Annotated in this window: 27 protein-coding genes; 9 read left to right on the top strand and 18 right to left on the bottom strand. The window is 61.0% G+C overall.

The features are described 5' to 3' along the window. Positions 1-164: 164 nt before the first annotated feature. On the bottom strand, positions 165-656 hold the full coding sequence (locus tag N5D22_RS17675; protein ID WP_279658466.1) for a YcgN family cysteine cluster protein: 492 nt from the start codon (positions 654-656) through the stop codon (positions 165-167). Positions 657-909: 253 nt separating this feature from the next. Here N5D22_RS17675 and N5D22_RS17670 point away from each other — a divergent pair, with 253 nt between their 5' ends. Then, positions 910-3,102, top strand: a complete 2,193-nt coding sequence (locus N5D22_RS17670) for a transglycosylase domain-containing protein (protein ID WP_279658467.1) — start codon at positions 910-912, stop codon at positions 3,100-3,102. Between the two features lie 237 nt (positions 3,103-3,339). On the opposite strand, the gene N5D22_RS17665 is transcribed toward N5D22_RS17670, so the two are convergent. Next, positions 3,340-4,239: a LysR family transcriptional regulator ArgP gene (locus N5D22_RS17665; protein ID WP_279658468.1), complete on the bottom strand. Its 900-nt coding sequence runs from the start codon at positions 4,237-4,239 to the stop codon at positions 3,340-3,342. A 366-nt stretch (positions 4,240-4,605) separates the two neighbouring features. On the opposite strand from N5D22_RS17665, the gene N5D22_RS17660 reads away from it, so the two are divergent. The 3 genes from N5D22_RS17660 to N5D22_RS17650 all read left to right on the top strand — a co-directional run bounded on the left by N5D22_RS17660 (position 4,606) and on the right by N5D22_RS17650 (position 6,454). Next, positions 4,606-5,214, top strand: coding sequence for a LysE/ArgO family amino acid transporter (locus tag N5D22_RS17660; RefSeq protein ID WP_279658469.1), 609 nt, complete (start codon positions 4,606-4,608; stop codon positions 5,212-5,214). A gap of 111 nt (positions 5,215-5,325) precedes the next feature. Continuing rightward, positions 5,326-5,913, top strand: a complete 588-nt coding sequence (locus N5D22_RS17655; RefSeq protein ID WP_279658470.1) for a DUF1214 domain-containing protein — start codon at positions 5,326-5,328, stop codon at positions 5,911-5,913. Further along, positions 5,906-6,454, top strand: a complete 549-nt coding sequence (locus N5D22_RS17650; protein WP_279658471.1) for a DUF1254 domain-containing protein — start codon at positions 5,906-5,908, stop codon at positions 6,452-6,454. Before N5D22_RS17655 ends, N5D22_RS17650 begins: the two co-directional genes overlap by 8 nt. A 16-nt stretch (positions 6,455-6,470) precedes the next feature. Here N5D22_RS17650 and N5D22_RS17645 read toward each other — a convergent pair whose 3' ends face one another. Next, positions 6,471-6,659 carry a hypothetical protein gene (locus tag N5D22_RS17645; protein WP_279658472.1) on the bottom strand — a complete coding sequence of 63 codons (189 nt, stop codon included), beginning with the start codon at positions 6,657-6,659 and terminating at the stop codon, positions 6,471-6,473. 561 nt (positions 6,660-7,220) lie between these two features. On the opposite strand from N5D22_RS17645, the gene N5D22_RS17640 reads away from it, so the two are divergent. Next, positions 7,221-8,156 carry a DUF2336 domain-containing protein gene (locus tag N5D22_RS17640; RefSeq protein ID WP_279658496.1) on the top strand — a complete coding sequence of 312 codons (936 nt, stop codon included), beginning with the start codon at positions 7,221-7,223 and terminating at the stop codon, positions 8,154-8,156. Positions 8,157-8,211: 55 nt separating this feature from the next. Here N5D22_RS17640 and N5D22_RS17635 read toward each other — a convergent pair whose 3' ends face one another. From N5D22_RS17635 to N5D22_RS17625, 3 genes are all read right to left on the bottom strand, one after another. Next, positions 8,212-8,565, bottom strand: coding sequence for a DUF1491 family protein (locus N5D22_RS17635; RefSeq protein ID WP_279658473.1), 354 nt, complete (start codon positions 8,563-8,565; stop codon positions 8,212-8,214). Positions 8,566-8,868: 303 nt separating this feature from the next. Next, entirely contained in the window at positions 8,869-9,768 is a 900-nt protein-coding gene (locus N5D22_RS17630) for a peptidoglycan-binding domain-containing protein (RefSeq protein ID WP_279658474.1), read from the bottom strand. After that, positions 9,740-11,272, bottom strand: a complete 1,533-nt coding sequence (locus N5D22_RS17625; RefSeq protein WP_279658475.1) for a HAMP domain-containing sensor histidine kinase — start codon at positions 11,270-11,272, stop codon at positions 9,740-9,742. Before N5D22_RS17625 ends, N5D22_RS17630 begins: the two co-directional genes overlap by 29 nt. 487 nt (positions 11,273-11,759) lie before the next feature. Here N5D22_RS17625 and N5D22_RS17620 point away from each other — a divergent pair, with 487 nt between their 5' ends. Next, positions 11,760-12,176, top strand: coding sequence for a DUF5330 domain-containing protein (locus N5D22_RS17620; protein ID WP_279658476.1), 417 nt, complete (start codon positions 11,760-11,762; stop codon positions 12,174-12,176). Between the two features lie 181 nt (positions 12,177-12,357). Continuing rightward, on the top strand, positions 12,358-12,774 hold the full coding sequence (locus N5D22_RS17615; protein ID WP_279658477.1) for a SufE family protein: 417 nt from the start codon (positions 12,358-12,360) through the stop codon (positions 12,772-12,774). Positions 12,775-12,778: 4 nt separating this feature from the next. Here N5D22_RS17615 and N5D22_RS17610 read toward each other — a convergent pair whose 3' ends face one another. The 10 genes from N5D22_RS17610 to N5D22_RS17565 form a co-directional block, all read right to left on the bottom strand. Continuing rightward, positions 12,779-13,606: a DUF6456 domain-containing protein gene (locus tag N5D22_RS17610; RefSeq protein WP_279658478.1), complete on the bottom strand. Its 828-nt coding sequence runs from the start codon at positions 13,604-13,606 to the stop codon at positions 12,779-12,781. Then, a complete protein-coding gene (locus N5D22_RS17605) occupies positions 13,599-14,021 on the bottom strand; it encodes a helix-turn-helix domain-containing protein (RefSeq protein ID WP_279658479.1) in 423 nt (140 codons plus the stop codon). The genes N5D22_RS17610 and N5D22_RS17605 overlap by 8 nt, the downstream gene beginning before the upstream one ends. Before the next feature lie 455 nt (positions 14,022-14,476). After that, positions 14,477-14,905 (bottom strand): MucR family transcriptional regulator Ros, encoded by a 429-nt coding sequence (gene ros, locus N5D22_RS17600; protein ID WP_003509257.1) that lies wholly within the window; start codon positions 14,903-14,905, stop codon positions 14,477-14,479. A 433-nt stretch (positions 14,906-15,338) separates the two neighbouring features. Further along, positions 15,339-15,671, bottom strand: a complete 333-nt coding sequence (gene mnhG / locus N5D22_RS17595) for a monovalent cation/H(+) antiporter subunit G (protein WP_279658480.1) — start codon at positions 15,669-15,671, stop codon at positions 15,339-15,341. Then, on the bottom strand, positions 15,668-16,054 hold the full coding sequence (locus N5D22_RS17590) for a cation:proton antiporter (protein ID WP_279658481.1): 387 nt from the start codon (positions 16,052-16,054) through the stop codon (positions 15,668-15,670). The genes mnhG and N5D22_RS17590 overlap by 4 nt, the downstream gene beginning before the upstream one ends. Further along, positions 16,051-16,530 (bottom strand): Na+/H+ antiporter subunit E, encoded by a 480-nt coding sequence (locus N5D22_RS17585; protein ID WP_279658482.1) that lies wholly within the window; start codon positions 16,528-16,530, stop codon positions 16,051-16,053. Before N5D22_RS17585 ends, N5D22_RS17590 begins: the two co-directional genes overlap by 4 nt. After that, the gene (locus N5D22_RS17580) at positions 16,527-18,104 is read right to left on the bottom strand and encodes a Na+/H+ antiporter subunit D (RefSeq protein ID WP_279658483.1); all 1,578 of its coding nucleotides are present in this window, start codon (positions 18,102-18,104) and stop codon (positions 16,527-16,529) included. The genes N5D22_RS17585 and N5D22_RS17580 overlap by 4 nt, the downstream gene beginning before the upstream one ends. Before the next feature lie 22 nt (positions 18,105-18,126). Continuing rightward, on the bottom strand, positions 18,127-18,504 hold the full coding sequence (locus tag N5D22_RS17575; protein ID WP_279658484.1) for a Na+/H+ antiporter subunit C: 378 nt from the start codon (positions 18,502-18,504) through the stop codon (positions 18,127-18,129). Then, positions 18,504-18,923: a Na+/H+ antiporter subunit B gene (locus tag N5D22_RS17570; protein WP_279658485.1), complete on the bottom strand. Its 420-nt coding sequence runs from the start codon at positions 18,921-18,923 to the stop codon at positions 18,504-18,506. The genes N5D22_RS17575 and N5D22_RS17570 overlap by 1 nt, the downstream gene beginning before the upstream one ends. After that, on the bottom strand, positions 18,920-21,289 hold the full coding sequence (locus tag N5D22_RS17565; protein ID WP_279658486.1) for a putative monovalent cation/H+ antiporter subunit A: 2,370 nt from the start codon (positions 21,287-21,289) through the stop codon (positions 18,920-18,922). Before N5D22_RS17565 ends, N5D22_RS17570 begins: the two co-directional genes overlap by 4 nt. Before the next feature lie 202 nt (positions 21,290-21,491). On the opposite strand from N5D22_RS17565, the gene msrB reads away from it, so the two are divergent. Then, positions 21,492-21,899 carry a peptide-methionine (R)-S-oxide reductase MsrB gene (msrB, locus tag N5D22_RS17560; protein ID WP_279658487.1) on the top strand — a complete coding sequence of 136 codons (408 nt, stop codon included), beginning with the start codon at positions 21,492-21,494 and terminating at the stop codon, positions 21,897-21,899. A 117-nt stretch (positions 21,900-22,016) separates the two neighbouring features. Further along, on the top strand, positions 22,017-22,643 hold the full coding sequence (locus tag N5D22_RS17555) for a LysE family translocator (protein ID WP_279658497.1): 627 nt from the start codon (positions 22,017-22,019) through the stop codon (positions 22,641-22,643). Between the two features lie 19 nt (positions 22,644-22,662). Here the strand turns inward: N5D22_RS17555 and N5D22_RS17550 are convergent, their stop codons facing one another. After that, positions 22,663-23,160, bottom strand: coding sequence for a GNAT family N-acetyltransferase (locus tag N5D22_RS17550; RefSeq protein ID WP_279658488.1), 498 nt, complete (start codon positions 23,158-23,160; stop codon positions 22,663-22,665). 115 nt (positions 23,161-23,275) lie between these two features. Then, complete coding sequence (locus N5D22_RS17545) at positions 23,276-23,944, bottom strand: hemolysin III family protein (protein WP_279658489.1); 669 nt, start codon at positions 23,942-23,944, stop codon at positions 23,276-23,278. Between the last annotated feature and the right edge of the window lie 167 nt (positions 23,945-24,111).

The raw sequence follows: 24,111 nt of genomic DNA, 5'->3' as shown, positions 1-24,111 counted from the left end.
TGATGTCCCTCGTCCGCATTTTGCGGATCATTTGCCGGAATGGCCGGAAGCTGTCTTTGATTTCAGACAAGTCGTATCCCGAAACCGTGACACGCTTTCGGATGACATGCCTTAAGAGAATGATGGGGCAGGAATAGGACCAAAACGAAAATTGACTCTTTCCATCAAGTCCGCTGCTTTTCGCCCGCCCTCTCGCCGACCGTCTCACCCACTGTCAGGGGCCAGTCGACCACATAATCCTCGAAGTCGTCAACATCCACATCGGCCTCGCTGACGGTGCGCCCACGCGCGGAAATGCCGGCCTGATGCACCGTTTCCGTATCGCCGGAAACGAGATAATGCCACCAGTAGAGATCCTTGCCGTCGCGCACCAGCGCATAGGCGCAGGTGGGCGGCAGCCAGCCGATCTCATGCACCTTCTTCAGGTCGAGCTGGATACAATCAGGCACGGTGGCGCGGCGGTTTTCATAGTCGGAGCATCGACAGCTCTCACCGTCGAGCAGCACGCAGCGGACCGAGGTGAACACCACCTCGCCGGTGTCCCAGTCCTCCAGCTTGTTCAGACAGCACAGGCCGCAGCCGTCGCACAGGCTTTCCCATTCCTCACCGGTCATCTCGGTGAGCGATTTGGTTTTCCAGAACGGCGCGTCATTCATCGTTAACATTTCCGTTTCATTTTGATTACTTGGACGGGAGTGTTTAACCGGTCCCTAATCCTTTATATCGTATCGCCAAGGACTGGTTTGTACGATATTTTAGCATATTGGCAGGCGGCAGAGGGTCATTGGCCCGCGAAAGGCCGCCGCGTCAAGCAATTCCGACATAACCATGCCACGGTTTTGCGTCGGGAATGGGTTGAAGCGCAGAATATCGGCGACCGCGTTGCGTTGAACAGGAACACATCGGCACGTGCAGGAAGAAAAAGACGAAAAAAAAGGCCGTAAAAAACGGCACATCCTGCTCCGGATCGATAGCTTCATCGACTCCGGCCTGTGGACGGCTGCGGCAAGGCTGGTGGATTTCTGGGAAGACGTCACCATCGCCTCGCGCAAGCTGCATGTGCGCGGCTGGAAGAAGCTTCTCGTCAACCTCACCTGCGACGCGCTGACCTTCGGAACGGCGGGTTCCGTCGTGCTTCTGGCGCTCGCCATGCCCGCCTTCGAGGAAACCAAGAAGGACTGGCGTTATCGCGGCGATTTCGCCGTGACCTTCCTTGATCGCTACGGCAACACCATCGGCCATCGCGGCATCATCCACGAAGACTCCGTCCCGATCGACCAGATGCCTGACCATTTCATCAAGGCGGTGCTGGCGACCGAGGACCGGCGCTTCTTCGACCATTTCGGCATCGATTTCATCGGCCTTGCCCGCGCCATGAGCGAAAACGCCCGCGCCGGCGGCGTTGTCCAGGGCGGCTCGACGCTGACACAGCAGCTTGCCAAGAACCTGTTCCTCACCAATGAGCGCTCGCTGGAGCGCAAGATCAAGGAAGCCTTCCTCGCCTTGTGGCTTGAGGCCAACATGTCGAAGAAGGAAATCTTAAGCCTTTATCTCGACCGCGCCTATATGGGCGGCGGCACCTTCGGCGCGGCGGCGGCGGCGCAGTTTTATTTCGGCAAGAACCTGACCGATGTGACGCTGGCGGAATCCGCCATTCTGGCCGGACTGTTCAAGGCGCCGGCCAAATATGCGCCGCATGTCAACCTGCCGGCCGCCCGTGCCCGCGCCAACACGGTGCTTTCCAACCTGGTGCAGAGCGGGTTGATGACCGAGGGCCAGGTGATCGGCGCGCGGCGCAACCCCGCCACCGTCATCGACCGCGCCGATGTGAAGGCGCCGGATTATTTCCTCGACTGGGCTTTCGACGAGGTGCAGCGGCTGGCCGCCGAGGGCAAGTTCAAGGACCACACCGTCGTCGTGCGCACCACCATCGATACCGGCCTGCAGCAGGCGGCCGAACAGGCGATGGAAATGGGCCTGCGCGAATTCGGCGAAGGTTACCGCGTCAAGCAGGGCGCGATGGTGATGATCGAGAATGGCGGCGGCGTGCGCGCCATGGTCGGCGGCCGCGACTATGGCGAAAGCCAGTTCAACCGCGCCACGGCGGCGCTGCGCCAGCCGGGCTCCTCCTTCAAGGTCTATACCTATTCGGCCGCCATGGAAAAGGGCATGAAGCCGGAGACGCTGATCTCCGACGCGCCGGTGACCTGGCGCGGCTGGTCGCCGCAGAATTACGGCCGTTCCTATGCCGGCAGGGTGACGCTGCAGATGGCGCTCGCCAAATCCTACAACACCGTGCCGGTGCGTCTTGCCAAGGACGTGCTCGGCACGCAGGTCATCGTCGATACCGCCAAGGCCATGGGTGTCGCCACACCGCTGCGCAGCGACAAGACCATTCCGCTCGGCACCTCCGAAGTGACGGTTCTGGATCAGGCCACCGCCTACGCGGTTTTTCCGGCCGACGGCATGCAGTCGCGCCGCCACGGCATCGAGCAGGTGCTGGATTACGAGGGCAATGTTCTCTACGATTTCAGCCACAACGAAGCGCCCGCCAAACGGGTGCTTTCCGAAGACGCCAATTCGAAGATGAACCAGATGCTGGTGACCATCCCGGTCATGGGCACGGCGCGGCGCGGCGCGCTGGATAACGGCATCGTTTCCGGCGGCAAGACCGGCACCTCGCAGGCCTATCGCGACGCCTGGTATGTGGGTTTCACCGGCAATTACACCACGGCGGTCTGGTTCGGTAACGACGATTTCACGCCGATGAACAACATGACCGGCGGCGCGCTTCCGGCCATGGCCTTCAAGCGGCTGATGGATTACGCCCATCAGGGCATGGAACTGCGCCCGATCCCCGGCATCCAGAACCCGCTGCCGACCGGCGCGCGCCCGCAGCCTTCGGCACAGGTCGCCGCCGCAGCCACCAGCACACCCGCCATGCCGGCGCTCACCCGCCCGCGCTCGCTTTCCGCCGAGGCGACGCGTGTGATCCGCTCCATCGCCAAGAAGATGAAGGACGCTTCGGCGCTGAGCGTGACGGCGCAGAAGGTGGCGGATGCATCGTTGCGCGAGGGCGCGGAGGATGCGGCGCGGCGGTGAGGTTGCGGCGGATAAAGGGTGCTTTCGGAGTTCGGGGCTTACCCCCCTCTGCCCTGCCGGGCATCTCCCCCTCAAGGGGGGAGATCGGCTGGTGGCCCTCCCGCCACTTCATTCTCTAACCTTGAGAGGGGCGAAACTTCGCCACAGGTCGATCTCCCCCCTTGAGGGGGAGATGCCCGGCAGGGCAGAGGGGGGTAAGCCAAGCACTCCCTCGCCGCCGTTTCTCCAAACCGCAACTTAGCGCAACAACACCCCCCTTGCCGTCTCCACCACATGCGACGTCAACACCCCGAGGCGTTCCGCCGCGAGCCGGTTGACCTGCCAGTAAAGCGGAATATCGAGCGGCGTGCCGGGAACGACCTCCACCAGCCGCCCCGCCTTGAGATGCTCCCCCACAAGCTGCACCGGGTTGAGCCCCCAACCCATGCCGGCAAGGCTCGCCTTCACGAAACCGTCGGTCGAGGGCAGCCAGTGGGTGGGATAGGCGATATCCTCACCCAGCACCTGCCTGACCCAGCTCGCCTGCAGCCTGTCCTTCTGGTTGAAGGTAAGCCCCGGCGCGCGGGCAAGGGCCGCAGGCGTCACACCCCCGGCGAAATGACGGGCCATGAAATCCGGGCTGGCGGTGGCGTGATAACGCAGCACACCGAGGGCCAGGACCCGGCAGCCCTGCACGGGCTTGGCATGGGCGGTGACGGCTGCAAGCACCCTGCCGCCGCGCAGCCATTCCACCGTGTGATCCTGATCGTCCACCGCGATATTGACGAGATAATCGCTGCCGCCGGTGAATTTTGACACTGCATCCAGAAACCAGGTGCCGAGACTGTCGGCGTTTGTGGCGATGTTGAGCGTGACCCGCTCCTGCGTCGATCCCGCCTCCGCCAGCGCCGGAAGCTCTCGGAACAGTTCGTTTTCCAGCATGCCGACATGATCCATGTGCCGGCAGAGCCATTCGCCCTTCTCCGTCGCCACACACGGGTTGCCGCGCACGATCAGCACCACGCCGAGCCGCTCCTCCAGCTGCTTGATGCGCTGGGAAACGGCCGATGGCGTGACACACAGCACCTGCGCCGCCTTTTCGAAACTGCCGGTCTGGGCAACGAGCGCCACGGCCCGCATGGAGGGATAATCGAGCATTACGGCACCTCATGCAGGGTTTGGAGGTGGCGTGGGGGCCCTGGAAGCCATAGGCGACGGCCTCTCCTTCCCTCATTCCTGTGCTTGTCACAGGAATCCAGTCGACGCACGCGGCGGAAGAGTCTTTTCAGCCCAAGGACTTGGGCTGGGTGGATTCCTGTGACGAGCACAGGAATGAGGGTGGAGAGATGGCAACGTTGTGGAAAACCGAGAGGTTGAAGAGAGAAGTGCGCCATTAGCTCAGCTTATCTGGATTGAGTTTATTTAACTGGATTAAACTATCTAACGGAAATATCCAAGCACTCGGTCCGGAAGCAACGCCTTCGGCCACTCCACATATGGACAGAGGCAGGGGCCGCGACGCGCATGGACACACAGATCTTCTTTACCGGCCTGACGATGGGCCTCAGCCTCATCGTCGCCATCGGCGCGCAGAATGCCTTCGTTCTGAAACAGGGGCTGGCGCGCTCGCATGTGTTTGCCGTCTGCGCCACCTGTGCGATTTCCGACGCGCTGCTGATTACCGTCGGCGTGTTCGGTTTTCAGCGGATCAGCGCCATCATGCCGGCGCTCGATCCCATCATGCGTTATGCCGGCGCCGCCTTCCTCATCTGGTATGGCGCGAAAAGCCTGCATTCGGCGTTGCGTTCATCGGAGGCGCTGTCGGTGGCCGAGCGGCAGGAGGCGAGCCTGTGGCAGACGCTCGCCATCTGCCTGGCGCTGACTTTCCTCAATCCGCATGTTTATCTCGATACCGTGGTGCTGCTCGGCACGATTTCCACACAGTTTCCCGGTTTCGAAAAGACCTTTGCGGCGGGCGCGGCGACCGGCTCGCTGCTGTTCTTCTTTTCGCTGGGTTATGGCGCGCGCTGGCTGCGGCCGATCTTCGAAAAACCCTCCGCCTGGCGCATTCTCGAAGGCGTCATCGCCATCACCATGTGGGCCATCGCCTTCAAGCTGGTCATGGGTGCATGAGGACAGGAATTTCGCGCTCCGGTCACTTTCACGAGGACTAAACAAGCCACGCCATTTTCCAAACGGGGAATCAGTGATAGTCCTCGACCTGTTCATAAACGGGAAAACAGCGTGTTCCGAGTTCCATTCCTTGTCGGCATCGCCCTTCTGATCGCCTTTGGCGGCGGCATTGCCGCGACGATGGCGGCGCTTGAAGCGACATCCGGCTTTGGCTCGATCCGCATCGGCTCTTGGGACGCCTTTCCCGAAGCGCAGACGATCGAGGCCGACCCCTACGCCAAATCGCACCGCGCCGATGCCGGCAAGCTGCTCTACGGAACGGCCGAGGGGCTGGCTTTCACCGCCTCCGTCGACAGCGACGGACAACGCCTGAGCGGACAATGCCGCTACCGGCTGGCCGGCGCCGTGCCGCCCGCCCGCTTCTGGACGATTTACACTGCCGACCAGCAGGGCAATGTGCTGGCCGAAGATGCCGGGCGACCCTTCGCGCTGAACTCCCGCACGCTTCTGCGCAGCGCCGATGGCGGCATCGACATCATCATCGCCGCCGATGCCCAGACCTACAATTGGCTGGCCGTGCCGCAGGGCCAGATGTTCAAGCTGGTCATGACGCTGCTCGACACGCCGGTTGCCGGCAGCTCCGGCCTGATCGACATCGCCATGCCGCAAATCCGCAAGCTGGGGTGTGGCAATGCTTAGGATCCTGCTCGCCATCCTCACCGGCCTCGTCGCCGCCGCCGTGCTGCACGTCATCATTCTGCTGGCGATACCGCATTTCAGCAATCGCGACGCCTATACGCGTGCTGTGGCGGAAGGAAAACCGCATCTGTTTCACCTGCTCGAAGAGACGACGGAAAAAAAGACGCTTGGCAGCGGCGATCCCTTCATGCGGGTTGCGGTCTGCACTTTCAATATCGAGGAACAGCCGGTCAGGCTGACGGCCGTCGGCGCCGTTCCCTTCTGGTCGGTCGCGGTTTACGACAAGGCCTCGAACGAAGTTTTCAGCATGAACGACCGGACGTCGGCCGCCGGGGTGATGGACATTCTCGTGGCCGATGCGGTGCAGATCGCCGCCATTCGCAAGGCGCAGCCGCCTTCGCTCTCGCAGGCCATTCTGGCGGAATCGGATCAGACGGAAGGATATGTGGTGTTGCGGACCCTGGTGCCGCAGCCAAGCTTCGGGGAAGAAGCGGAGCGTTTCCTGAACGAGGCAAAATGCCAGCCGACGCCATGGAAATAACGCCGGTTCATTCTCATCAGGATTTGAGGGCGGTTTCCGCTGCGGATTTGCCCTTGCGCACGACCTTGCCGGTCGGCTCAGTATCGCGTTTTTCATAACGCACGCCGGTAAACAGCACGACCTTCGCCGGGCCCATCACCTGTCCGACCGCGCCGGCCGGGCGCAGGCTTCGTCGGGCGTCGCCGATTGGAATAATCTCTGCCATGCTCATCTCCTCTTCGGGACATGATTGTCAATGTTGCCCATGGGAACCGCACAAGCCTCGTCTTGCGTCGGGAATGTCATCACCATCACATTGCGCATAGGCCAGTCCACAGACTGGTTTTCGCACGATCCAAAAATCCAAAGCGATTCTTATACGGGGATCGTGCGCAGATTCAGGCTTCGCATGCCATTTTTGCATTTATTCCGTGGATCAGAATAACATGAAATCCTAATACTGCCCATGAAATTACAAACAGACAGAGGTTAATGATCCGTTAACCCTAACTGCCGGGCCTCCACTTATTCCTCTTCGCGCCACACCCGCTGAAAACCATGGCGATGCGGTAAAGTTCCAAGGCATTTTCTCCGTCATCAAGGTTTTAAAATTTCCTTGTTGATAGAGCCGGTTTCTCTCTTGCCACCCCCCATAGTTAACAGGACGTCAACGCATTTGCTCTAATTTGAGCCGATATTGTGTTTGCGTTTGTTGGGTAGTGCGTTGACCGACCGGTTTCGAGAACTTGAGAGGCCAAGAGCCGTGAGGAAGAAAGATGTGGTGCTGATGGCCACCGTGACGAATTTCGAGACTATTTCCCATCCGTCGAAAACGGACCTCAGGCAGTTCGCCGAACTTTTCATGCCGCTTTTCACCGCCTCCACCGAGGAAGCCAAGCGGGAAGCGATTGCCGCATTGTCGCAGCATCCGAGCGTACCTTCGGCGGTCGCCTTCTTCATCGCCTGCCAGCCGATTTCGCTCGCAGCCCCCTTCCTCATTTCCTCCAAATGCCTCGATGACGATACGCTCATCACCATTGCCCGCACGCAAGGGGCGGCGCATGCGCGCGCCATCGTGCGGCGCGAAGACCTCTCCCCCACCGTCATCGACGCACTTGTCGGGTTGCGTCACGCCGAAGATCTGAAACGGCCGGATGAAGAGACGGCGGTTGCCGAACCGCAGGCGGCGGCAGGCATTGAAGAGCCGAAAGCGGAAGAAAAGGCGGACAACATCGCCGCCGCTTCCGCACTCGAAGAGGAAATGCGCCAGCGGATCAAGCAGATGGCGCATCACCTCAACCGCCCGCAAAGCGACGTTCTCGGCCTTCGCCGGTTGAGCGAGGTGCAGGAGGCGCTGCTGGTGCGTTTCGCCCGCGAGCGCAATGCCCGGCAATTTGCGGTGGCGCTGGCGGATTCGCTGTCCTCCAGCTACTGGCTGTCGGAGCGCATCATGCTCGATATATCAGGCGCGCAGCTTGCAACGACGCTCACCGGCCTTGGCATGGAATTCTCCGAGGCGGCCTTCGTGCTGCAATGCTTCTATCCGCATCTTTCCGCCGCCGAAGGCGATATGAGCCGTGCCGAAGCCCTGCTCGACCGTCTCGACATCGTGGAATGCGAAGAGCGGCTGGAAAGCTGGCGGCGGGCCGACAGCTATACGCATGGCCGCGAACGGCCGGGTCGCAGCGCACCGGCTGCGCAGAGAACCGGGACGCAAGGATAAGCGCGGCCGGCCTGCATCTTCACAGGTGGAAGAAGCGGGCCATTGCCGGACGATTCTAGGCCCTGGGCTGGTCGACCAGCGTCAGCAGAGTCCCGATCTCATCGGTTTCGATCTCCACCACCCACAGATCGCTGTCGAAGCGTCGTTCCCTCTCAAGAAGAGCGACGCTTTCCTCGCCATCCGCACCGGCAAGGCGCGTTTCGAAGCGGCGCTCGGCGCGGATGTCCTCGTCATCGGCAAAGCTCTGCGGTGCGGGTCCGTAGACGTTCTCGCGGCCATCGCGCAGGCGCTGGCGAACAAAGATTGCCCCCGCCTCCTCTGCCCCCTTCTTTTCGACAGCCGCAAAGCCGCCGGCGGCAAAGACGCGGCGGATGAGGGCTGAGACGAACATTTCGGATTTGAGGCGCATGGGGTGCTTTCGATGGAAACGGTGGGCGTGCTGTCAGTGCTGATTTTCAGGAGGTTTTTCGCTGATGGCGGGAGGCTTGGGTGGACGTAGCTCACCCCCCTCTGCCCTGCCGGGCATCTCCCCCACAAGGGGGGAGATCAGCAAGACGCATTCTCACCACTTCATTCTCAACCATTGAGATAGGCGAGACTTTGCTGCAAGTCGATCTCCCCCCTTGTGGGGGAGATGCCCGGCAGGGCAGAGGGGGGTAAAGCCCCCCGCACCTTCGGTCCGCTGTCAATCGACACTCATGAAGCTGAAGCCTCAAAGCGCCCCGATCGACTTCAGCTTCTTCAGCACGGCCTCGCTCGGCTCGCCGGTTTCCGGCAGACGATAGTGTTTCTCAAAGGCACGGATGGCATTGCGGGTCTGCTGACCGGCCACGCCGTCCACCTTCACATCGGCATAGGCGATATTGATCAGCCCCTGCTGGATCTTGGCGATCAAATCGCGGCTTGCCGGTTTGGCCGCGCTGTTGAGCGAGGCCGGTTCGGCCTTCGGGCGCGGCGCTTCCGCCTTGCGGATAGCGGCAGCCACGGGGTCGATCTCGACGCCGCCGCTGGTATCGGCAGGCCGATCCCTGGGGATTGCGGCAACCGTCGCGCCGTCGATCCTGAGCGCCGCCAGCACGCGGGTCGTCGGCTCGCCGGTCTGTTCCATGCCAAGCGTTTCTTCGAAGAACATGATGGCGGCTGCGGTGCGTGGGCCCATGCGGCCATCCGCGTCGCCTTCGTAAAGCCCGCGTTTCTTCAGTTCGGCCTGAATATCGGCAACGATCTGCTGCGGCTTCTGGCTTTCGGCAACGGGTTGCGTCGGCGTTTCAGCCGGCGGCTGCTGCGCCGTCTCCGTTTCCGCGGGGCGCTCTATGCGGAAGGTGGTGACGTTGCCCTGTGTGCCAAGCGTTTCGGCCGGGCGATAACCGGCAATGCCGTTCGGGTTTTCCGCATCGCGCGTGCGCAGGAAGGGAGACGGGTGAACGCCAGGCTGATACCAGAGCGCATTGGCGGCGACAAAACCGAAGACGACCGCAAAGGCGCCTGAGCCGCCGACCAGTTTCGGACGGCGCAGGATTTCGCGCCCGATGGCCGAAACCACCAAGGAAACAAGCCCGGCGCCAATCTGGGCCGTTGTTTTCTTAGGCGATTTTCGCTTTCGCGGGGCCATCGTCACCATCCTTTTTCATCATTGCGGCCATATCGCCAAGCTGCCGGATGCGCGGCGGAAATTCCACCATGCTTTCGGCTTCGGCGCTTTCGCCGCCACCCGCCATGCCGGAACCGTCGGCAGGCAGGGTGATCGTTACGACTGTTCCCTCGCCGGGCTTGCTGGCGATGGCGAAAGCGCCGCCATGCAGTGCCACAAGCCCCTTGACCAGGGACAATCCCAGACCCGTGCCCTCATAGCGACGGGTATATTCATTCTGAACCTGCATGAAGGGCTGGCCCAGGAGCTCGATCTTGTCGGAAGCGATGCCGATGCCGGTATCGCTCACCGTCAGCTTCAGCATCGCGCCCTCGCGCGCGGCGTCGATCGACACAACACCACCGGCATCGGTGAATTTTATGGCGTTGCCGGCAAGATTGATCAGAACCTGCCGGATGGCGCGCTGATCGGCCGAGATTTCGCCGATGCCGCGCTGGATGCGGCTGGTCAGAGTCAGGCCTTTTTCCTTCGCCTGCAGGCCAAGCATGGCCTCGCAGGACGCAATGGTCTCGGCAATCGGGAAGCTTTCCATCATCAGCTCGTAACGACCGGCTTCCAGCTTGCTCATATCGAGCATGGTGTTGACGACAGAGAGAAGATGGGCGCCGGACTGGCGGATGAGGCCGACATATTCCCGCTGGCGGTCATTCTCCAGCCGGCCGAAATATTCGCCGGCGAGAATATCGGAAAAACCGAGGACCGCGTTGAGCGGCGTACGAAGCTCGTGGCTGACGGCGGCAAGGAAACGCGATTTCGCATCATTGGCCGATTCCGCCTCGGCCGCCTTGCGGGCGACATCGCGGCGCAGTCGCTCCATCTCCGTGATATCGGACAGCTGGGCGACGATGCGGCGCAGGCGGCCGGCGGAACTGCGGATCGCCGTCATTTCGATACGGGCGTGCATGAACTGCGCCTGGCGCGATTTCGCGCCCGTTTCGAAGCGAAGCTCGGCTGTCGCCCTGTCCTCGCCCTGACGCAACAGGTCGAAGGCCTGCATCAGTTCGATACGGTCGGAGACATAGACATATTCGACAAGGACGTGGCCACTGCTCGCCTGGAGATCGACCGGGAAACTGTCGCGGTCGCGACCGGAGACGCGTTCGACGACGCCGCCTTCATTGATGGTGAGAACGAGACCCGGCACCTGCGTGGCGGCAATCATGTCGTCATCGCCCGTGGTCACGGAAAAGGAAGAGAGACCGCGCGCGGGGCGAGAGAAGGCAATCAGCAGCGCGGCGGAGGCCAGAAACAGCGCCAGCACCAGCGCCGCGCCGATGGGCAGCGCGATGGCGGGGCTGAAAACAAGGCTGAAGAGGGCTGGTACGACCAGAAGACCGACGGCGCTGAAAGCGATCAGCCGGCGCAGGCGCGCAACGGTTCCGGCGCGCCTTTCGGCGTCCTCTTCCATGCGCGCAAGCCATCTGCCTGCGGCATGGTCGACCAATGCGACCGCTTTTTCTCTCATATTACGCAATACCAACACCGAATCCCTGAGGCGGTTCTAACGGCTCCGACAATAGAAGGCGGCGGCTTAAGGAATGGATAAAAAGAATGGCGCCAAAGGCCCGTCAAATGCGTCGCAGTCCCATTACGAGGCATTTATTCGAAGCTTTGCCAATCATGGTTAATGACGGGTAAGCGACGGATTTCGCTTCATTTTTGCCATCATGTTAACTTTTGTGGCAAGGCGGGCCGCAGCTTTCGCCCGGAACGCGCGGCCTCTGTCGCAATTATGCTTAACATGGACTGTTAAAATGCGAAGGAATTGATGGCGCGCGTCTCGATACGGGGAGAATAGATACAATTTGAATTAAATTGCCTCGCTTTTTGCAATCGGCTGTTCGCCGGTCGCCTGTAGCTTCTTCCCAAGCCCGAAAAACGGGACAAAGGCCGATGACCCGAAACCGGGCGGGGCTTTAGAAAACAAAGATCATCTGGCATGGTGTCTGACAATGTGGTTTCTGATCAAAGGAACATTCTGGTTTTCGCTGGTACTGGTGGCGCTGTCCTATTTCGGCAGCAGCAACGATCCGGCCAAGGAACCTTCGGCATTCGATCTTCCCAGCGCCGTTTCGGCCGCCGGTGAGGCCTATCGTTATGTCAGCGCCATCTGCATCGAAAAACCCGATGTCTGCGTCAAGGGCGCCGAAACCTTCCATGCGCTCGGCGAGCGGGCAAAGGAAGGCGCGAAGGTCGCCTATGAACTGCTGGACAAGCAGCTTGCCTCCGGTGAAAAGCCTGCCGATGTCGCGGCCGAGACCGAAAAGCTCACCGCAGCTCCCGTCGTCAGCGTCGAATTTCCCGGCAATACCGACATGCTGAAGACCGGCACCGTCATTCCCCTGCCGCAGAAGCGCCCTGCCCCCTGATCCTGCCGGCCAATGCGCCGCACTTTTTTGCGAGCGGAGATTTCCGCCCGCCGACTGCCTGCCAAACTTGCCCACGGAAACCTGTTTTCCGTGGGCTTTTTCGTGGCCCATGGTTCAAAACCGGCCGCACTTCCCCTATATCCTAACAAAGACCTGCAATAACGGATGATACGGCGCGCAAATGGCCTCTCTCGAAACGATCCTTGACGACTTCGCCTTCCTCGACGACTGGGAGGATCGTTATCGTTATGTCATCGAACTCGGCAAGGCGCTGCCCGATCTGCCGGAAGACAAACGCACGGCGGAGAACAAGGTGCAGGGCTGCGCCAGCCAGGTCTGGCTCGTCAGCCATAGCGACGGTGCGGAAGACCCGCTCCTGACCTTCGAAGGCGATTCGGATGCGCATATCGTGCGCGGCCTCGTCGCCATCGTTCTCGCCGTTTATTCCGGCAAGAAAGCCTCCGAGATTGCCGATCTGGATGCCATCGAGGTATTCGACAGGATCGGACTGGTGGAACATCTGTCGTCACAGCGCGCCAATGGCCTGCGCTCGATGATCAGGCGTATCCGCGAGGAAGCCCGGCTGCTGGCCGCCTGAGCCCTCATCGCGTCATCGACGGGCGATAATCTGCATCGCCCCAATGATGTTCCGTCCTGCCGGTGCGGGCCGCAGGCGGCGCATAATGGCGGGCAAGCGCCAGCAATGCGGCGCGCAGCAGCAGTTTTGCAGAGCGCGCCGGCCATTGCCTTTCCCGCTCCACCGTCTCCAGCCCCTTTTCGAAGCAGCAGATATCGATGGCGACGCCTGATAGTTCCGGGCCCATCGCATCCGCCGCGCGGGAAAACCGCGCCCTCGCGGCCATCGCCGCCTCGGTAAGATCGAGTGCGCCCCCCGCCGCCCCTTTCGTGCGGCTGGCTGCTCTCGGCTCCCATGTCGCCGTTACCTTCGGGTTGAGATGGCCGCGGTGAAAATCGGCGGCGAGGCGCTCGCCTGCTTCGAGAGCATCCGCCGGGAAAAACGCCGCACCGTCCCGTTCCTTCAGCCTTGCCAGACTGGTCAGGGGCGAGGTGTTGAGATTGCGCCGAGCCGGGTGCTTGGTGTCGTCGACAACAACGACAACATTCCGCATATCCCGATGCTGCTCCTGAAAAACCTCGTCGCGATCTTTTGCCATTACCCGTTTCAGATAAGAGGCGAGCGGCGGCGCGGCGGAAAGGGTGTTTTCCCGCTGCTCGACCAGCCCGGAAGAAACGGCAAACCGCACCGTATCGGCCGGAAACCGCAGCGCGTTATGCCCTGCCCGCGCCCGGCGCAGGACGATGTCGCCGCCCACCTGCGCAAACTCGGCCGCGCCCGCGGCGATGCAACGCAACAACCGCAGCAGGTGAGGATTTGAGGAGGCAGCCGGGGCGCGTTTCACCTCACTCATCCCGGGCGCCCTTCATCGCGTTGAAGATACTACCGGTAAGCCGCTCAAGCGCGGCGACGAACTCATCGAATGCCGGTTCGTCGCGGCGGTCCTCCACCACCTGGCAGGCATGGCCCACCGTCGTCCTGTCCCGGCCGAAACAGGGGCCGATATCCGACATGGGGATGCCGAGCTGCACATGACACACATACATGGCGATCTGGCGGATATGGCATTCCATGCGCCTGACGTCGCGGCGCACCAGCGTTCGGTCACCGGTCAATAACACCATCTCGCCGGTGAGCTGTCGCACCAGACGGCAAAGACGGGAAATCTCCTCCCGCCCGGTCGCGGACGGCCAATGGCGAAAGGGACGATCGCCGACCTGCACGCGGGGCCGCGCGGCGGTAGGCAGAAACACAGTATCCGACGGCATATGCAACTCCTCTACGAATAGGAATTAATTCATACACCTGAGAGCAGTCACGGGGAAGCGCAAATTTGACTGAGAGAAATATACGATTGATATTGCTCTATATTTACAGAAAGCACAGGCACGATAAAGGATTTTTTTCCTCAATCGGAATTCCGCACGGCATAAAAGCCAGTCGAGGGACCGGCCTGAAGCGATGACGATGTTCCCAGAAGGTTGGATTTGCTGAAGACGAAATCTGCACTGCGTCGCCCGGACCCGATCTGCGACCCGGCGCGTTCAGCTTCTTCGGCGCGAGAGAGTCTTCTCACGGCGCAGACGCACCATAGCTGGATCCGATATGACGAAAGGGAGGCTTGCGGATCCCGGAAACAAAATCGGCCGGTCAAAGGACCGGCCGTATTGCGCTGTCACTTCCGGCTGTCGCTGCCAAGACAACAGCCGGACCGTCGTTAAAATCAGCGGCTGGCCTTGCGGCGCTGGCCGAGACCCATTTCCTTGGCGAGCCGCGAGCGGGCTTCGGCATAGGCGGGCGCAACCATCGGATAGTCGACCGGCAGGTCCCATTTTTCGCGGTATTCTTCCGGCGTCATGCTGTGATGCGTCGTGAGATGCCGCTTCAGCGACTTGAACGAGCCGCCGCATTCCAAACAGACGATGTGGTCATCCTGAACCGACTTGCGGACAGAGACGGCAGGCTTCTGCTTTTCGACATTGACCGCCACCGACGCCGGTGCCGATGTTCCGCTGAGTGCCGTGTGAACATCCGAAATAAGGCCGGGAAGCTCAGTTACCGGAACGACGTGGTTGCTAACATAGGCAGCCACAATATCCGCAGTCAGTTCGACCAGCAGATCCTGGGCGTTACCGTATGCAGTTTCCGTCATTTAAGTATCTCCTGTTTATTAATCCCCTGAAGCGGGCAAATGCCGCATCGAGCGATGTGAAGTTACCCGGTGCCCCACCTTCGCCTTGTTGAAACCAACGTGAAACCTACCCCTAGATTTCGAGCGAAAACCGGAAACGAATTGGTCCGAGATTCAACTTATGGCCCGCGACATGGGCAGCAATGGTCCGATAGGCCATAGATTAGACATTAATAAAATGCCTATGCCGACTATGAAGAGGCTAGATGCAAATCGCGATTAGCAACTTTACACTTAATTTGGATAACAGCAAAACAGCAAAAGTCAAATTCCTATTGTGGATTTTTCAGTTCAAAACAGTCTAATTTGAATACAAAAAATTACGGGTAATAAAATACTATGCCAAGTAGTAATTGAAAATGAATACCCCCAATTATTGGGGGGATTTTCAACTTCAAATTTTCTTGATGTCATCAACTACCGATTTTACGGCCAGCGGATAACCTGCCTTATGCGCCGCCATGGCAAGAAGATGCGCCGAGACCGGCGCGGTCAGGACAAAGAAGAAAAAGCCGGCCAGCGCCCGCGCCAGCGTCGATATTTCCATGGAATGGATGCCCACCGCCAGCAGCAGCAGACCGGACCCGACCGTTCCCGCCTTGGAAGCCGCATGCATGCGGGTATAGACATCCGGCAGCCGATTGAGCCCGATTGCCGCGACCAGCGAGAAGATGGCGCCCGAAATCGTCAGCGCCGCAACGAGGATTGCCACGATCCAGCCCATCATCGCCTGCCCTTTCCCTTTCCGCCGCCTGCACCTTTTTGTGCAGGTTTTTCAATTAGTTCAGATTCCCTCTCACCGTCTAGAACCGCCGCCGGCCTGCGCCGTCCGTCCGGGCCGCGCGACAGCACGAAGCGGGCAAAGGCCACCGTTGCGAGAAAACCGACCAGACCGAGCGCAATGGCGATATCGACGTAAAGATTGAAGCCGGTGCGGATGGCGATGACAGCGATGAAGCCGATGGCGATGCCCACCAGCATGTCGAGCGCGACGATGCGGTCCGGCAAGGTGGGACCGACGACGACACGATAGACCGTCAGCAAAAAGGCGGCGGAGAGAACAACCGACGCAAGTATAGTTGCAAATGAAACTGTCTGTTCTGGCGTCATATCTGGAACGCCTCCATGATCTTTCTTTCGAAGCCGTTGCGGATGTCGTTTTTCGTGGCTTCGATATCGCTGCAGTCGATGGCGTGCACGTAGAGCGTCTTCCTGTCCGCGGAAACGTCGACCGAGAGCGTGCCGGGAGTGAGGGTGATGAGATTGGCGAGCAGCGTGATCTCGAAATCCGTCGTCACCGTCAGCGGATAGGCGAAGATGCCGGGCTGCACGTCGAGCTTCGGCCGCGTCACCAGCACCGCCACCTTCCAGGCGGAGAGCGCCAGCTCCTTGAAGAACAGCAGCACCAGCGAGAGCACGCGGGCAAGCCTGAGCCAGTGATTGCGCCCGCCCGGAAGCTGGTGGCGGATAAGGCCGAGCGCCAGCGTCGAAACGATCAGGGCGAAGATGACGTTCGCCAGCGTGATGCTACCCGTTACGGCCAGCCATACGGCGACGAAGAGCAGTTGCACGACATAGAGGCTCATGGTTTACCCCCTTCGGAAAAGACCGACTGGATATAGGCCTGGGGATTGCCGAGGCCTGCGGCGGCCTGCTGGCTGAGATTGAGCAGGCTCTCCGGAAACAGGCCGAAAAACACCACCAGCAGCGTCAGCCCCACCAGCGGCGCAAAGGATGGAGCCGCCATGGACGCCGCGGGCTGCGAGGCGGGCTGGCCGGCGGATGCCGGCGCGGGACGCCAGAAACACAGCAGGAATATCCGCCCGAAGGCGATGGTGGCGATGAAGCCCGAAGCGAGGATCGCGCCGGCAAGCCACCAGGCGCCGATATCGATCGCCGACTTGACCAGCACCGCCTTCGGCCAGAAACCGGAAAAGGGCGGCAGGCCGGAGCCGGCGAAGAACAGCGCCAGCGCCAGCGCCGAAAACCACGGGGCCTGCCGGTAAAGGCCGCTGAGACCCGTGATGCAGAAGCTGCCGCCGAGACGGGCGGCGTGGCCGGCAGCGAGATAAAGCGCCGTCATCAGCACCATGGAATGCAGGGCATAGAAAATCGCGCCTGACACACCGGAGGGCGTGCCGATGGCGATGCCGGCCATCATGTAGCCGATGCCCGATATGACGATGTAGCCGAGCATGCGGCGGATATCGTTCTGGGCAAGCGCGCCCATGGCCCCGAGCACCATGGTGAGCGCCGCGGAGACGGCGATGACGATGCTGAGCTCCTCCCGCTCAACCGGGAACAGCATGACCATGACGCGCAGCAGCGAATAGATGCCGACCTTGGTGAGCAGGCCGCCGAACAGCGCGGAAACGACGATGCGCGGCGTATGATAGGAGGCGGGCAGCCAGAAATTCACCGGGAAGGCCGCGGCCTTCATGGCGAAGGCGAGCGTAAAGAGGCTCGCAAGCGTCATCAGCGGCGCGGTCTCCCGCAGGGCTGTCGCCTTCCGGGCGATATCGGCCATGTTGAGCGTGCCGAAGATGGCGTAGAGATAACCGACCGTGATCAAAAACAGCGTCGTGCCGATAAGGTTCAGAATGGCGTATTTCAGCGCGCCATCGATCTGCTCGCGCGTCGATCCGAGCACGATCAGGCCGAAGGACGAGATCAGCAGCACCTCGAACCAGACATAGAGGTTGAAGAGATCGCCGGTCAGGAAAGCACCGTTGACGCCGGCCATCAAGAGCATCAGGAAGGGGTAAAAACCGTATCGCCTGCCGCTGGCGTCGATATCGGCCCTGGCATGGATGGCGCCGGCCAGCGCCACGACGGCGGCCGCGAGCGACAGCAACGCCCCGGTCAGGTCCGCCGTAAACGCGATGCCGAACGGCGGCAGCCAGCGGCCCATGACCATGGTGAACGGCCCGTCCGTCATGACCTTCCGCAGAAGGGCCAAATCGAGAAACACCAGCACGCCGAGCGCGGTTATGGCGATGCGGGCGTGCAGACGAACGTTGTAGCGCAGCATCATCAGCACCGCGCCGACGCCGATGCAGAGCGCGACGGGAAGGATGATCAGCCATTCGGACAAAGGCACGGGGGCCATGACGAGCGCTGCGGAAAGATCGGTAACTACTGATGTGGTGGATGAAGCCATGTCTGTCTATGCCTCGCCCCGCTCAATAACCGAGCGGCGGCATCGGCTCGCCGGCGGGTTCTGCGGTGCGCATTTCATCCGTATCGTCGGTCTGCAATTCCTGAAAGGCGCGCCAGGTCAGCACCAGAAGGAAACAGAAGAACGAAAAGGAAATGACGATTGCGGTGAGGATCAGCGCCTGCGGCAGCGGATTGGCGGCGCCGGCGGGCAATGTGTCCATACCGGGCGGAATGATCGGCGGAACTTCCCGTGTCAGCCTGCCTGCGGTAAATAGCAGAAGATTGACGGCATTGCCGAGAATGGCGATGCCGAGCAGCACACGGACGCTGTGGCGCGACAGCATGAGATAGATCGCCACCGAAAAGAAGATGCCGACGAGAATGGAGAAGATCGCTTCCATCAGTCGCTTTCCCTTTCTTCCAGCGCCAGCGCTATGGAGGTGATGGCGCCGACTACGACGAGATAGACCCCGATATCGAAGGACATGACGGTGGAGAGCGGTATTTCGACACCGAACAGGCTCGGATAGATCCACAGGCCGGTCATGAAGGGCACGCCGGCGGCGATGGAAACGAGGCCGGAGAGCATCGCCATCAGCAGACCCGCACCGGCAATCGACAGCGGGTGAAACAGGATGGCGCGCCGCACCGCCGTGACGCCATAAGCGATGCCATATATCGCCAGCGCCGAGACCGCGATCAGGCCGCCGATGAAACCGCCGCCCGGCTCGTTATGGCCGCGCAGCAGCACGAAGATGGAAAACAGCACCATGAGGCTGGTGACGACAGGGGCGACGGTGCGCAGAATGAGCGTGTTCATGCCCGCGCTCCTTTCTTCTTCGCAGTTTTGGCCGGCCCCTTGACGGCGGCCTCCGGGCGGATGCGGATCAGCGCGAGAATGGCGAGGCCCGTTATCATCACGACGGCGATTTCACCGAGCGTATCCGTGCCGCGGAAGTCGACGATGATGACGTTGACCACATTGGCGCCGTGGGCGATGACCTTGGAATAGGTGTTGTAGAAGTCCGTCAGGCGGTTGTCGAAGCTCGCCTGCGTCGCGCGCATCAGGAACAAAGCGAAGCCGGTTCCGCAGGCAATGGCGATGGTGCTGTCCAGCAGCTTCTGGCCAAGGCCGCGATGGTCTGACGGTGACAGGCGAAGCCGCGTCATCACCAGCGTCAGAATGACCACCGAAAGCGTCTCGACCATGAATTGCGTAAAGGAGAGATCAGGCGCGCCGAACAGCAGGAAGATGACCGCCACCGCAAAGCCCTGGATGCCGAGCGCGATGATGGCGGTGAGCCGGCTTGACGCCGTCAGCACCGCGACAAGGCCCGCCACGGCTATGGCGACGAAGGTCAGCTCATGGATCTGAACATCCTCCGGCCATGCCGGTATGGACGGCAGTTCGCCATAGAGGAACAGCGGCACGAGCAGCACGGCGGCGATGACCGCAAAGGTGGCGGTGACATAAAATTCCAGCCGGCCGGGCTGGATGAGCCGGGTGACGTGGAACGAAATCCTCACCAGCATTTCGATGAAGACGTCGAAGCCCCGGTCCGGTCCGGCTCCGAGCGCCTTGAAGGTGCGTTCAATCAGTCCGCGAACGGCGGAAAGCTGCGTATAAAGGACGATACCGAGCGCAATCGTCAGCAGCGACAGGCCGAGCGGCACGCCGATATGGGGTATGAGCGAGATTTCCACCGGGCGCGCCTCACCGGCGATGGCGCTTGCCATCGGGGTGGAGATGTAGAAATGCGCCATGCCCGAGAAGAGAGCGATCGTTAGCCCCTTCAGCGCCAGAAGCGCCGGGCCGAGCCAGAGCAGCAGCGGCCCTTCATGCGCATGTTTCGGGGTCTTCACCGGCTTGCCGAGAAAGGGTTTCAGCGCCACGGCAAAGGCGATGGCGAACATCAGCCCGTTGCCGAGAATGGCGATGCCGGTGAACAGCACGGCGCGCGGATTGCCGTGCGCCAGCGCGTAATAAATCTCCTCCTTGGCGAGAAAACCGAAGAAGGGCGGCAGACCGGCCATGGAAATCGCAGCCGCCAGCGCCGCCGCGAAGGTGATCGGCATGGCCTTGCGCAGGCCGCCGAGCTTCGTCACGTCGCGGGTGCCGGTCTCATGGTCGATGATGCCGGCGACCATGAACAGCGCGCCCTTGAACAGCGAATGCGCCACCAAATAAAGCACCGCCGCCTCGATGGCGCGGTCGGAGCCGAAACCGGTCAGCATGACCAGCAGGCCGAGCGACGACACCGTGGTATAGGCGAGCATCAGCTTGAGATCGGTCTGGCGCACGGCCAGCAGCGCCCCGGTCAGCATGGTCAAGCCGCCGAAGAAGGGCAGCAGGATCTGCCAGGCGGCGGTGTCGCCAAGCACGGGATTGAGCCGCATCAGAAGATAGACGCCGGCCTTCACCATGGTTGCCGAATGCAGATAGGCGGATACCGGTGTCGGCGCTTCCATGGCGTTGGGCAGCCAGAAATGGAAGGGAAACTGCGCCGATTTGGTGAAGGCGCCGCCGAGAACCAGAAGCAGGGCGGCCAGATAAAACGGGCTGTCGCGCAATATGTCGCCGCCGCGCACCAGCATCGACAGCTGCGTCATGCCGGTAATATCCCAGATGAAGATCAGCCCGGCGAGCAGCAGGAGACCGCCGCCGCCCGTCACCACCAGCGCCTGCAATGCGGCGCGGCGCGAAGCGGCGCGCTCATGGTCGAAGCCGATCAGCAGGAAGGAGGTGATGGAGGTGAGTTCCCAGAAGACGAACAGCATCAGCAGGCTGTCGGAAACGACAACGCCCAGCATCGCCCCCATGAACAGAAGCAGGAAGGACAGGAACCGGCCCTGCTGCGGGTGGCCTTTCATATAACCGCCGGCATAAAGCACGATCAGCAGGCCGATGCCGGTGATCAGCAGCGCAAAGGTGAGCGACAGTCCGTCGATGAACCAGGAGAAGCTGAGATTGAAGCTCGGCACCCAGGCATAACCGCCCGTCACCACGCCGCCTGCCGCGATCTCCGGCAGCATCAGCGCAAAATGCACAAAGGCGAGAGCCGGCGCGATGGCCAGAATCCACGCAGCATTATGGCCGAACCTTTTCACAAGGGCCGGTGCGGCAAGCGCTGCCAGAAACGGCAGAAACAGCGACAGGAATGTCAGCGGCGTGACATCGGATGTCATTCACATCTCCCAGGGTGTCCCCCACCCCTGCGCGCCAATAAATGGCGTTCTTTCAAATCGATTTTTCCAGTTAAGGCATAGACAGAGCCATCTCAACCCAAATCGACACTCGCGGCTCATAACGAACGCGTTATGAGGCGCCCGCCCCTTTCAATCGGCGGCGGCGATGACTATTTGAGACGGGAACAGAAAGGATCATTCCATGAGCGATCTGACATCCCCCAAAGTCAAAAAGAGCGATGCCGAGTGGCGTGAACAGCTGACGCCGGAGCAATATCGCATCCTGCGCGAACACGGCACCGAGCGCGCCTTTACCGGACCCTATTGGGATACATTCCAGAAAGGCCTCTACCGCTGTGCGGCCTGTGACGAACCGCTGTTCCTCTCCGATACGAAATTCGACGCCGGCTGCGGCTGGCCAAGCTATTTCGAGCCGGTAAAACCGGGCGCGGTAACGGAACATCGCGACGCCAGCCACGGTATGGTGCGCACGGAAATCCGCTGCGCCAATTGCGGCGGCCATCTCGGCCACGTCTTCCCGGACGGCCCGAAGCCGACCGGCCTGCGTTATTGCATCAACGGCCATTCGATGGTGTTCGAGCCGGTCTGATAAAGTTCAGGGTGGACGGCCGGCGGCGCTTGCCGGCCTTCATCGCTGAAAAGGCTGTCTCGACAGCCGGACCGGAGAGTGAGATCATCGCCGTCCCACTCCTTCCGGATCATCGCCATGACGCTCGAAACCATCCTCATTTTCATTCCCGCCTGCTTTGCCCTGAACATGGCCTTCGGGCCGAACAATCTTCTGTCGATGACGGTGGGCGCGCGTTACGGCATGGCGACGGCGGTTATGGCGGCAAGCGGCAGGCTGGTCGCTTTCGCGGGCATGATCGCGATTGCAGCACTCGGGCTCGGGGCGCTTTTGATGGCGTCCGAGATGATGTTCTCGCTGATCAAATGGATCGGTGTTGCTTATCTGCTGTGGATCGGCTTCAAGCTCATCCGCTCGAAGGCCGAGGTCGCCGCCCCTGATGTATCCTCGGGCGACGGCAATATTCTCAAGACCTATCTGCGGCAGGAGTTTTTTGTCGCCTCCGGCAATCCCAAGGCTATCCTGATCTTCACGGCCTTTTTCCCGCAATTCATCCAGCAGGACGCCTATTGGCAGAGTTTCGCCACGCTTGGAGCGATTTTCCTGCTGCTCGAAGTGGTGGCGATTGCCGTTTACGCCTTTGTCGGCTCACGATTGTCCGGTCTCATGCGCAATGCGCGAGCCTTGAAGCGCGTCAACCGGATCAGCGGCTCGATGATGATGGCCTTCGGCGTCATGCTCGCCTTCGCTCGGCGTCCGGCCTGAAGGGAAACCGGTAAGCCTGCTAGCCCAGTTTCAGCTCCATGCAGGTCAGGTCCAGCCAGCGGCCGAACTTGGTGCCGACTTCCGAAAACCGGCCGACGACCCTGAAGCCGAGGCTCTCATGCAGGCGGATGGAGGCGGTGTTTTCCGCCTCGATGGCGGCGATCAGCACATGTACGTCGTTGCCGGAGGCATGATCGATCAACGCCTGCATCAGCTTTTTGCCGATGCCGTGGCCGCGCGCGTCCTTATGCACATAGACCGAATGTTCGCGGGTGTGGCGATAACCGTCGAAAGCGCGCCAGTCGCCATAGGAAGCATAGCCTGCGACCCTGCCGTCGAGGATTGCGACGATGACGGGAAAACCGCGTGATTTGCGGGCGGCGAACCATTCCTTGCGGTTCTCCAGATCGACCAGCACCTCGTTCCAGATCGCCGTCGTGTTCACCACCGCGTCGTTGTAAATCTCCATGATGCCGGAGAGATCGTCCACGGTCGCGTCGCGCAGTTCCACGCTCATTCTCGTTCACCCTTTTCCTGCCTGCAGCGGCGGCATTTGCGGCCGCTATCCAAACGAGGATTAGGCGATGATGCGAATGGCTGTCCAGTCCCGATGCGGCATCGGGGCACATTCTTTAGGATGCCAGCGGCATAAGGCTGAAGGAGGTGACCACGGCGAAATAATGAACGGCGGCGGCGGCGACCACGAAACCGTGCCAGATGGCGTTCTGGAACCGCAGCTTTTCCCAGACATGGAAGATGACGCCGAGCGAATAGATGACGCCGCCGGCGATGATGAGCCAGAGCGTGACGGGTGCGAGATGCGTCGACAGCGGCCCGACCACCATGACGCCGCTCCAGCCCATGGCAAGATAAAGGCCGATGGCGACCCGGTCGTAACGGCCGGGAAACAGGCATTTGAGCAGAATGCCGCAGAGCGCCGCAAGCCAGATCAGCCCCAGCATGACGGCGATCAGCGGATCGTGGATACCGCGCATCAGGAAGGGCGTATAGGTGGCGGCGATGAGGATGAAGATCGCCGAATGATCCAGCCGGCGCAGGAACCATTTCACCCTGGAATGCGGCCAGATATTATAGGTGAAGGACACGGAGAGACAGGCGACGAGGCCGAGACCGTAGATCCACGCCGCGGCAATCGCGCTCAGCGTCCCCCAGACGGTCGCGTAAAAAATCAGCGCCGTGGCGCCGACCAGCGCGAACACGATGCCGACGCCATGGACGATGCCATCGGCGACAATCTCGTGAAAATCATACTGGCGCCCGAACCGCCACATTTCGCTCATGGTCCATTCCCGTCTGCGTGCTTTCATCAAAGCATGGAGACAATATTAGACAGGAACAAGACAGCGACCGGTTAACGGCAATCAAATTGCGTTCGAGGCTGTTGCGAAAGGAGAGGTGCAGGTTGCCCTGCGGCCAGAACAATTGCCTGTGGAGCGAGCGGTAGACG

Origin of the sequence: Agrobacterium sp. GD03872, assembly GCF_029840625.1 — a bacterium.
GTDB lineage: Bacteria > Pseudomonadota > Alphaproteobacteria > Rhizobiales > Rhizobiaceae > Agrobacterium > Agrobacterium fabrum_A.
Note: the sequence above shows the minus strand (reverse complement) of the source record. Positions and strands in the feature narration are given on the sequence as shown.

Bases quoted from the DNA above. Each gene is read 5' to 3' on its own strand.
- N5D22_RS17675 (WP_279658466.1), bottom strand. From the start codon at position 656: ATGAATGACGCGCCGTTCTGGAAAACCAAATCGCTCACCGAGATGACC.
- N5D22_RS17665 (WP_279658468.1), bottom strand. From the start codon at position 4,239: ATGCTCGATTATCCCTCCATGCGGGCCGTGGCGCTCGTTGCCCAGACC.
- N5D22_RS17660 (WP_279658469.1), top strand. From the start codon at position 4,606: ATGGACACACAGATCTTCTTTACCGGCCTGACGATGGGCCTCAGCCTC.
- N5D22_RS17650 (WP_279658471.1), top strand. From the start codon at position 5,906: ATGCTTAGGATCCTGCTCGCCATCCTCACCGGCCTCGTCGCCGCCGCC.
- N5D22_RS17645 (WP_279658472.1), bottom strand. From the start codon at position 6,659: ATGGCAGAGATTATTCCAATCGGCGACGCCCGACGAAGCCTGCGCCCG.
- N5D22_RS17640 (WP_279658496.1), top strand. From the start codon at position 7,221: ATGGCCACCGTGACGAATTTCGAGACTATTTCCCATCCGTCGAAAACG.
- N5D22_RS17635 (WP_279658473.1), bottom strand. From the start codon at position 8,565: ATGCGCCTCAAATCCGAAATGTTCGTCTCAGCCCTCATCCGCCGCGTC.
- N5D22_RS17630 (WP_279658474.1), bottom strand. From the start codon at position 9,768: ATGGCCCCGCGAAAGCGAAAATCGCCTAAGAAAACAACGGCCCAGATT.
- N5D22_RS17625 (WP_279658475.1), bottom strand. From the start codon at position 11,272: ATGAGAGAAAAAGCGGTCGCATTGGTCGACCATGCCGCAGGCAGATGG.
- N5D22_RS17620 (WP_279658476.1), top strand. From the start codon at position 11,760: ATGTGGTTTCTGATCAAAGGAACATTCTGGTTTTCGCTGGTACTGGTG.
- N5D22_RS17615 (WP_279658477.1), top strand. From the start codon at position 12,358: ATGGCCTCTCTCGAAACGATCCTTGACGACTTCGCCTTCCTCGACGAC.
- N5D22_RS17610 (WP_279658478.1), bottom strand. From the start codon at position 13,606: ATGAGTGAGGTGAAACGCGCCCCGGCTGCCTCCTCAAATCCTCACCTG.
- N5D22_RS17605 (WP_279658479.1), bottom strand. From the start codon at position 14,021: ATGCCGTCGGATACTGTGTTTCTGCCTACCGCCGCGCGGCCCCGCGTG.
- ros (WP_003509257.1), bottom strand. From the start codon at position 14,905: ATGACGGAAACTGCATACGGTAACGCCCAGGATCTGCTGGTCGAACTG.
- mnhG (WP_279658480.1), bottom strand. From the start codon at position 15,671: ATGATGGGCTGGATCGTGGCAATCCTCGTTGCGGCGCTGACGATTTCG.
- N5D22_RS17590 (WP_279658481.1), bottom strand. From the start codon at position 16,054: ATGACGCCAGAACAGACAGTTTCATTTGCAACTATACTTGCGTCGGTT.
- N5D22_RS17585 (WP_279658482.1), bottom strand. From the start codon at position 16,530: ATGAGCCTCTATGTCGTGCAACTGCTCTTCGTCGCCGTATGGCTGGCC.
- N5D22_RS17580 (WP_279658483.1), bottom strand. From the start codon at position 18,104: ATGGCTTCATCCACCACATCAGTAGTTACCGATCTTTCCGCAGCGCTC.
- N5D22_RS17575 (WP_279658484.1), bottom strand. From the start codon at position 18,504: ATGGAAGCGATCTTCTCCATTCTCGTCGGCATCTTCTTTTCGGTGGCG.
- N5D22_RS17570 (WP_279658485.1), bottom strand. From the start codon at position 18,923: ATGAACACGCTCATTCTGCGCACCGTCGCCCCTGTCGTCACCAGCCTC.
- N5D22_RS17565 (WP_279658486.1), bottom strand. From the start codon at position 21,289: ATGACATCCGATGTCACGCCGCTGACATTCCTGTCGCTGTTTCTGCCG.
- msrB (WP_279658487.1), top strand. From the start codon at position 21,492: ATGAGCGATCTGACATCCCCCAAAGTCAAAAAGAGCGATGCCGAGTGG.
- N5D22_RS17555 (WP_279658497.1), top strand. From the start codon at position 22,017: ATGACGCTCGAAACCATCCTCATTTTCATTCCCGCCTGCTTTGCCCTG.
- N5D22_RS17550 (WP_279658488.1), bottom strand. From the start codon at position 23,160: ATGAGCGTGGAACTGCGCGACGCGACCGTGGACGATCTCTCCGGCATC.
- N5D22_RS17545 (WP_279658489.1), bottom strand. From the start codon at position 23,944: ATGAGCGAAATGTGGCGGTTCGGGCGCCAGTATGATTTTCACGAGATT.